This is a genomic window from Streptomyces sp. CO7, assembly GCF_053474865.1.
The window spans coordinates 376086-379666 of the sequence record NZ_JBRIOU010000005.1; the positions used below are offsets into that span (position 1 = coordinate 376086).

At 71.1% G+C, this 3581-nt stretch carries 2 protein-coding genes; both read left to right on the forward strand.

The annotated features are described in order from the left end of the window. Window positions 1-222 precede the first annotated feature (222 nt). On the forward strand, window positions 223-2850 hold the full coding sequence (locus ACOV8S_RS20150; RefSeq protein WP_448319179.1) for a valine--tRNA ligase: 2628 nt from the start codon (window positions 223-225) through the stop codon (window positions 2848-2850). 106 nt (window positions 2851-2956) lie between these two features. Next, on the forward strand, window positions 2957-3581 hold a 625-nt coding region (locus ACOV8S_RS20155; protein ID WP_448319180.1), incomplete at its 3' end, for an acyltransferase family protein.

The following is a 3581-nucleotide window of genomic DNA, read 5'->3' on the forward strand; positions in this document are numbered from 1 at the left end:
CCGTAGGGGCCAGGCTGAGCCCCCGGCTGTCCGTAGGGCCCGGGCTGCTGGGGCTGCTGGCCGTACGGACCCGGCTGGTTGTAACTCATGGCTGGTTTCCCTCCCTGATGCTGTCCCGCGCCATCCTTCCCTACGGCGGGCCCGGCGTGCGCCCCCGGGCGCAGACCGTTACCTAGTAATCGCGTTTCGGAACAGGATGCGGACACCCCTAAAATGACCGGCGTGACCGAGAACTCTCAGCAGCCCACAGCGCCCGAAACCGAACTGCCGACCCAGTACACGCCGGCCGACGTGGAGGGACCGCTGTACGAGCGCTGGGTAGAACGCGGTTACTTCGAGGCGGACGCGAAGAGCGACAAGGAGCCCTTCACCGTCGTCATCCCCCCGCCGAACGTCACCGGCTCGCTCCACCTGGGCCACGCCTTCGAGCACACGCTGATCGACTCCCTGACCCGCCGCAAGCGGATGCAGGGCTACGAGACGCTGTGGCAGCCGGGTATGGACCACGCCGGCATCGCCACCCAGAACGTCGTCGAGCGCGAGCTCGGCAAGGAGGGCAAGTCCCGCCACGACCTGGGCCGCGAGGCGTTCGTCGAGCGGGTGTGGCAGTGGAAGGCCGAGTCCGGCGGCCAGATCTCCGGCCAGATGCGCCGCCTCGGCGACGGCGTCGCCTGGTCCCGTGAGCGCTTCACCATGGACGAGGGCCTCTCCCAGGCCGTTCAGACCATCTTCAAGAAGCTCTACGACGACGAGCTGATCTACCGCGCCGAGCGCATCATCAACTGGTGCCCGCGCTGCCTCACCGCGATCTCCGACATCGAGGTGGAGTACCAGGAGGACGACGGCGAGCTCGTCTCCATGAAGTACGGCGAGGGCGAGGACACCATCGTCGTCGCCACCACGCGCGCGGAGACGATGCTGGGCGACACCGCCGTCGCCGTCCACCCCGACGACGAGCGGTACAAGCACCTGGTCGGCAAGCAGATCAAGCTGCCGCTGACCGAGCGCACCATCCCGGTCGTCGCCGACGAGCACGTCGACCCGGCGTTCGGCACCGGCGCGGTCAAGGTCACCCCGGCCCACGACCCGAACGACTTCGAGATCGGCCAGCGGCACGGCCTGCCGTCCATCGCCGTGATGGACGAGCACGCCGTCATCACCGTCCACGGCCCCTTCCAGGGCCAGGACCGCCTCGAGGCGCGCTCAGCGATCGTCGCGGCGCTGCGGGCCGAGGGCCGGATCGTCGCCGAGAAGCGCCCGTACGTCCACTCCGTCGGCCACTGCTCGCGCTGCAAGACCACCATCGAGCCGCAGCTGTCCATGCAGTGGTGGGTCAAGGTCGGCCCGCTCGCCCAGGCCGCCGGCGACGCGGTCCGCGACGGCAAGGTCAAGATCCACCCGCAGGAGATGGAGAAGCGGTACTTCGACTGGGTCGACAACCTGCACGACTGGTGCATCTCGCGCCAGCTGTGGTGGGGCCACCGCATCCCGGTCTGGTACGGCCCGAACGGCGAGACGGTCTGCGTCGGCCCCGACGAGCAGCCGCCGGGCACCGAGGCCGAGGGATGGCGCCAGGACAACGACGTCCTCGACACCTGGTTCTCCTCCGGCCTGTGGCCGTTCTCCACGCTGGGCTGGCCCGAGCAGACCGAGAGCCTCGCGAAGTTCTACCCGAACTCCGTCCTGGTGACCGGCTACGACATCCTCTTCTTCTGGGTCGCCCGGATGATGATGTTCGGCCTCTACGCGATGGACGGCACCCCGCCGTTCCACACCATCGCGCTGCACGGCATGGTCCGTGACCAGAACGGCAAGAAGATGTCGAAGTCCTTCGGGAACGTCGTCAACCCGCTGGACTGGATGGACAAGTACGGCTCCGACGCGCTCCGCTTCACCTTGGCGCGCGGCGCCAACCCGGGCGTCGACGTGCCGATCGGCGAGGACTGGGTGCAGGCCTCCCGCAACTTCGCCAACAAGATCTGGAACGCCACCCGGTTCGCCCTGATGAACGGCGCCACCGTCGAGGGCCCGCTGCCGGTCGCCGCCGAACTGTCGGCGACCGACCGCTGGATCCTCTCCCGGCTCAACTCGGTGGTCGCCGAGGTGGACGCGCTGTACGAGGACTACCAGTTCTCCAAGCTCTCCGACGCGCTCTACCACTTCGCGTGGGACGAGGTCTTCGACTGGTACGTCGAGCTGTCCAAGACCACCTTCATGGCGGGCGGCCCGGCGGCCGAGGCGAGCAAGCGCGTCCTGGGCGAGGTCCTGGACGTCACGCTGCGGCTGCTGCACCCGGTCATGCCGTTCGTCACCGAGACGCTGTGGACCACGCTGACCGGCGGCGAGTCCGTCGTCATCGCCGAGTGGCCGGCCGACAGCGGCTTCCGCGACGCCGGGGCCGAGCAGGAGATCGCCACCCTCCAGTCGGTGATCACCGAGGTCCGCCGCTTCCGCAGCGACCAGGGTCTGCAGCCGGGCCAGCGGGTCCCGGCCCGCCTCACCCTGGACGGCACGCCGCTCGCCCCGCACGAGCCGGCGATCCGTCAGCTGCTGCGCCTCCAGCCGGAGGGCGAGGGCTTCTCCGCCACCGCCAGCCTGCCGGTGGCCGGGGCGACGGTCGAGCTGGACCTGTCCGGCGTGATCGACTTCGAGGCCGAGCGCAAGCGGCTGACGAAGGACCTCCAGGCGGCGGAGAAGGAGAAGGCGCAGGCCAACGGCAAGCTGGGCAACGAGGCCTTCCTCGGCAAAGCCCCGGAGCCGGTCGTGGAGAAGATCCGCGGCCGCCTCGCCAAGGCCGAGCAGGACATCGCGCGGATCACCGAGCAGCTGGCGAAGCTGCCCTCCGCCTGATCCCGAAGGCAGTGCACGACCGGCGGGCCGCCCCTCCCCGGGGGCGGCCCGCCGCGTTCATGTGGCGGCCCGCTTCGTGTAACCCGGCGGCTGTTCACTGCGGGGCATGAGCGCCACCGCCACCGCCAGGACCGACGACCACGGCTCCGAGGCGGCCCCTGCGGCCGCGCCCGGGCGGCGTGACGACGTCGACCTGCTGCGCGTCGTCTGCACCGCCGCCGTCGTCCTCTGCCACACCGCCGCCGCCTTCGTGGACGCCGGCCACCGCACCGCCGGCGTCGCCGCCGACTCCCTCACCCGGTTCGCGGTGCCCGCCTTCTTCGCCATGGCCGGCTGGGCGGCCCTGGTGGCCTCCCCGGTGCGCGGCGAGCGGCAGCTGCTGCGGCGGGCGGACCGGATCGTGCGGCCGATGGTGGTGTGGACGGGGCTGTACGTGGCGTTCCGGGGCGGCGCCGAGGACGCGGTGGGTGCCCTGTCCGGGTCGGTGGAGCCGGCGTTCCACCTCTGGTACCTGTACGTCTACGTGCCGCTGATGCTGGTGCTCGGCACCGCGGTGCTGCTGGGGCGGCGGGCGGCCACGCCCTGGTGGACGCTCGCGCTGCTGGGCCTGTGCGCGCTCGGAGCCACGCTGCGCGGCGACCTGGGGCGGGTCACCGGGCTCGACCTGCCCGGCTGGGCGTGGGGGCTGTCGGTGTACCCGCTCGGCTACGCCCTCGGCGGGGCCGCCCTGC